At 42.8% G+C, this 5,334-nt stretch carries 4 protein-coding genes; 2 read left to right on the forward strand and 2 right to left on the reverse strand.

What is annotated here, in order from left to right:
- Positions 1-518: 518 nt before the first annotated feature.
- On the reverse strand, positions 519-1,799 hold the full coding sequence (locus GX437_07085; protein ID NLJ07415.1) for a tyrosine--tRNA ligase: 1,281 nt from the start codon (positions 1,797-1,799) through the stop codon (positions 519-521).
- A gap of 179 nt (positions 1,800-1,978) precedes the next feature.
- Between GX437_07085 and GX437_07090 the strand changes: the two genes are divergently transcribed.
- Both GX437_07090 and GX437_07095 read left to right on the forward strand, forming a co-directional pair.
- Positions 1,979-3,697 (forward strand): amidohydrolase family protein, encoded by a 1,719-nt coding sequence (locus GX437_07090; GenBank protein ID NLJ07416.1) that lies wholly within the window; start codon positions 1,979-1,981, stop codon positions 3,695-3,697.
- Between the two features lie 10 nt (positions 3,698-3,707).
- Positions 3,708-4,244, forward strand: a complete 537-nt coding sequence (locus GX437_07095; GenBank protein ID NLJ07417.1) for an O-acetyl-ADP-ribose deacetylase — start codon at positions 3,708-3,710, stop codon at positions 4,242-4,244.
- Between the two features lie 208 nt (positions 4,245-4,452).
- On the opposite strand, the gene GX437_07100 is transcribed toward GX437_07095, so the two are convergent.
- Positions 4,453-5,334: hypothetical protein (locus GX437_07100; protein ID NLJ07418.1), on the reverse strand; the 882-nt coding region annotated here is incomplete at its 5' end.

Consider the following 5,334-nt stretch of genomic DNA (forward strand, 5'->3'; position numbering starts at 1 on the left):
CTCCGTGCCTCCGTGTCTCCGTGGTGAAAAAAACTTAACCACCAAGACACTAAGACACTAAGAAAATAAATTTAAGAAATTAGAACTACATTAATATAAAACCTCCGTGCTCCTCCGTGTTCTCTGTGGTAAAAAAAACTCCGCGCCTCCGTGTCTCCGTGGTGAAAAAAACTTAACCACCAAGACACCAAGACACTAAGAAAATAATTTTCAGAAATAAGAACTACATTAATAATAAACCTCCGTGCTCCTCCGTGCCCTCTGTGGTAAAAAAAACTCCGTGCCTCCGTGTCTCCGTGGTGAAAAAAACTTAACCACCAAGACACCAAAACACTAAGAAAATAATTTTCAGAAATAAGAACTACATTATAATTAACCTCTGTGCTCCTCCGTGCCCTCTGTGGTAAAAAAAACTCCGTGCCTCCGTGGTAAAATAAACCTCTGTGTTCTCCGTGCTCTCTGTGTCTCCGTGGTGAAAATTCCTTCGTGCCTTCATGCCTCCGTGGTAAAAAAAACCACTATTCAAAGACAATCAGCGAATAGTTTTTCTTTCCTTTCTGCACTAAGATAAATTTATTTTTTATCAGGAATTCCTCTGTAATCATCATTTTATCATCGATTACTTTGGTTTTGTTCAGTGAGAGTCCTCCACCCTGAATCATCCGCCTGCATTCAGCTTTGGACGGAAAGACATTTGTCATTTCAGCCAGCAGTCCGGTAATATCCACTCCTTTTCTCAACACTCCTGCATCTGCTTTATAGGTAGGCACCCCCTCCATAGCTTCCAGAAAAGTCTTTTCCGAAATATTTTCAAGGTTCGACACAGGGTTTCCTCCAAACAATATCTGTGAGGCCTCCGCAGCCGATCGGTAATCTTCCTCAGAATGAACAAAGACGGTAATTTCACGCGCCAGCCGTTGCTGCAGGATACGCTTATGCGGCTCTGAATGGTGCTTTTCAATAAGCTCATCTATTTCCTCTTTTCCGAGCAAAGTAAATATCCGTATGTATTTTTCCGCATCCGCATCAGAAACATTCAGCCAGAACTGATAAAATTTATAGGGTGAAGTATAACGGGCATCCAGCCAGATATTACCTTCCTCCGTTTTTCCGAATTTACCTCCATCCGCTTTGGTAATCAATGGACAGGTAAGTGCAAAAGCTTCTCCTCCTGTTTTCCGCCTGATCAACTCTGTACCAGAGGTAATATTACCCCATTGATCGCTGCCTCCCATCTGAAGTCTGCAACCATGGTGCTGATACAGGTACAGAAAATCATAGGCCTGAAGCAATTGATAGCTGAATTCAGTAAACGACAAGCCAGTCTCCAGACGCTTCTGTACAGAATCTTTTGCCATCATATAATTGATAGTCAGGTGTTTGCCAATTTCCCTCAGAAAAGCCAGTAAACTATATTGGCTGGTCCAGTCGTAGTTATTGACAAGAATGGCTTTATTGCTACATTTTTCATCAAAGTCCAGAAAACGAAGCAATTGTTCTTTGATACATTTTTCATTGTGGCGAAGAGTTTCTTCATCCAAAAGTTTTCTTTCTTCCGATTTGCCTGACGGATCGCCTATCATGCCGGTAGCACCGCCAATCAGCGCAATAGGGCGATGTCCTTTCAATTGCAGGTGCTTGAGCATCATCACCGAAACAAGATGTCCGATGTGCAGTGAGTCGGCTGTCGGGTCGATGCCGACATAAGCAGTGGTGGTTTCACGGGCAAGCAATTCTTCAGTTCCGGGCATGATGTCCTGTATCATTCCCCGCCAACGCAGTTCCTCAACAAAATTCATTAGCTTTTTTTGGCGGCAAAGGTAATTCAGAGACTTTAAAAAGAGAAAACAGGCTGATGTCAATGGCCTTTTCATTTCAGACCTCTATGCCTGACAAATTTAAACTTCATAATGTAAAAAGACAAGACAGCACACTTCATTATTCTTTCCTTTTTCTATCTTGCATGAAAATTCCAGACATGAAAAAAGCGGTTTTACTGAGTTTTATTTCGTTTTGGTCAATCCTGAACCTTTACGGACAACAACGGGTGATGATAAAGGATGGTACAATCATCACTACCAGCGGAAAAGTAAATAGTTTTCAGGCTGACATCCTGATTGAAGGAAACAAAATTGTCAGTGTTCAACCAAACATGAAAATCCCTGATAATTCAACGGTGATTGATGCCTCAGGGAAATATATCATACCCGGGCTCACCGATGCCCACATTCACTTTTTCCAGTCCGGAGGGCTTTATACCCGCCCCGATGCCATTGACCTCCGCTACAAAAGGAGCTATGAGGATGAAATGAAGTGGATAAAAGCAAATGTGGACGATCTGCTGATGCGTTATATCCGCTGCGGAATAACCACAGTGGTTGACTTGGGTGGCCACATGTGGAACTTTGACGTGCGTAGCCATGCTGCTGAAAAAACATTAGCTCCAAGGGTATTTTTGTGCGGACCTCTGATTGCCTCCTATCAGCCTGCTGCACTCACCACTGACGACCCGCCTATCATTAAAGTAAACAGTGTGGAAGAAGCCTTAGGGCTGGTGCATCAACAGGTGGAGAAGAATACCGACTTCATCAAAATCTGGTATGTAGCCGGAAGAGGAGTCAATCCTGAAGAATTTGAACCTATCGTCAAAGCCATTATTAACGAAAGCCACAAGCTTGGGAAAAAGGTCTATGTGCATGCCTACGAACTGGATGAAACTGTCAAAAGAGCATTGAAGGCAGGAGCAGATGTGCTGGTGCATAGTGTCCGCGACAAAAAAGTGGACGAAGAATTCCTCCGCCTGATGAAGAAAAACAAAGTCTCCTATATCCCTACCCTTTGGGTGTTTAACTCCTATCAGTCTGTATTTAAAAAGCAACTCGATCTCTTACCTGAAGAGCATTTGTTAGGAAATCCTGAAATCACAGGGAGCTTATTTGAAATGTACGAAACAGAGCCAGACAGGCTGCCTGAAAGAATTCTGAAAATGCAGGCCGATACGACAAAGGAAAAACCTTCTCCTGTCATTCTTGAAAACCTGAAAGCCGTTCAGCAGGCCGGAATTAATGTGGTGGCCGGAACGGATGCCGGTAACATTGGTGTTTTGCACGGACCCTCTCTTTTTCACGAATTTATGCTGATGAAACAGGCCGGACTTACTAACCGTGAAATACTTATATCTGCTACGCTTAATGCCGCACGCATGCTCGGACAGGAAAAACTGCTTGGCTCAGTAGAAGCCAGCAAACTGGCCGATCTCGTGGTTTTAAACGCCAATCCCCTCGATAATATCATGAATACCAGCAAGATTCACCTTGTGATAAAAGATGGCCATATTTTTTATCCTGATTCTATCCTGAGATACAGCCCGGAAGACCTTGCCCGCATTCAACTGAATGCCTACAACGAAAAAGATTTGGATGCCTTCCTGTCAGTCTATTCCGACAGCATCGAAATCTATAATTTTCCGGATGAGCTCAGGATAAAAGGAAAAGAAGAAATGCGAAAGCTTTATGCAGATTTCTTCAGCAGGGCGGGAAACCTGCATTGCCAGATACTCGACAGAATCAGCTATAAACAATATATCTTTGATAAAGAGCTGATTAACACAGATATTCCGGGCAGAGAGCGCTTTGAAGGACAAGCCATTTATGAAATAAAAGAGGGAAAAATAGTGAAAGTATGGTTTGTAAAATAATATGGATAAGATGAAGAATTTCAGCGATTTACTCAGAAAAATCAGCATTATTCAGGGAGATATTACCCTGATGGAATGTGATGCCATTGTGAATGCAGCCAACACCAGCCTGCTTGGAGGCGGAGGGGTTGACGGAGCAATTCATAGGGCAGCAGGGCCGGAACTTCTTGCGGAATGCAGGCAACTGAACGGCTGCCCCACCGGCAAAGCTAAAATCACCAAAGGCTATCACTTACCGGCAAAGTACGTCATACACACAGTAGGGCCGGTATGGAGAGGCGGACAACACCATGAAGATGAGCTACTTGCCTCCTGCTATGCTGAATCCTTGAAACTGGCTCAGGAAAACGATATTAGAAGCATCGCTTTTCCCGCTATCAGTACCGGTATTTATGGCTTCCCAAAAGAGAGAGCCGCTAACATCGCGGTAAATACTGTGCTCGACTATCTGGAAAACTATTCCACCATTGATAAGGTCATTTTTGTCTGTTTCAGCCATCAGGACAGGGAAATTTATGAAGAAACCATCAGGAGGATGGAGATTTAACACCATTTTGATATTGCTAATTTCGGATGGCGAATTGCGGACATTTAATTTCGGATTGAAAACTAAGGATGTCATGTGTGCGATTTCCGCAGGTATTTTCCCTACTGAGGACTGTATGATGCCAACTTAAAATATTGATGCATTGAAAAACCCCAATCACAGGCAGTTAAAACTTAATCTGACTGAGAAAGTAATAGTTTAATCCCTTTTAAACTTTCCTGACCTCTGTTTCACCGGCAGTATTAACATAAACAAGGCATGCACTAACAGGAGAATAGCCCATTTCTTTCATCAGCGCTGCATATTCCTCCACTTGTCTGTTATGTTTTTCATCAGGCTCTGAAAATTTAAAATCAATAATTACTGCCTTCTGATCCTGTATCACCACACGGTCCGGGATTTTATATTTCCGCCCCGGAATCAGAATGGCCTTTTCGGTTATAACTTCCCAATTTTCTGAAAACCAATCGCTTATCTCAGGATGGTTTACTATTTTTATTATCAGCTTTTTCACCTCCTCCCTTTCTTCTTCTTTCAGCTCTCCTTCCTGACAGAGTTCATTTATCACATGCCCGACCTGCTCAGCAGTTTTAATCTTCGAGAGAATATAGTGGAGTTTTTTCCCTCTTTCGAGACGGGAATACTGATTTTTATCCGCCAGCATATTTTTGAAGCTGCCGGCTTTGATTTCCGGCATTTCTACGTTTATCTGACGCTGAGGCAGAGAGATGATGTCAGCTTTTCCGGATGCCCTCCCTTTAACTTTGTTTTTTTCATGCCTGCCAAAGGAATAAACTTCCTCAAAATCAGTTTTTTGAACATCAATGTTTTGGTTTTGAAAACGGGTGGTCAGCATTTCATACAAGAGTCTGTCTGTTGAGTTGCTTCCTTTGCCATTAAGCTCTGAAAACACATAAAGCCTCTTTTCTGCTCTGGTAAATGCCACATACATGGCATTCAGATTGTCCATCCATGCATAGAGCTTTTCTTCATAATATTCCTTGTGAAAAATACTGTCTTTCATTCTTTGACCATATCTGACAGGCACCACAGGGAACATGTCAAAAGGTTTTTCCTCAGGCCTGCACCA

The sequence above is a fragment of the Sphingobacteriales bacterium genome (genome assembly GCA_012517435.1).
GTDB lineage: Bacteria > Bacteroidota > Bacteroidia > CAILMK01 > JAAYUY01 > JAAYUY01.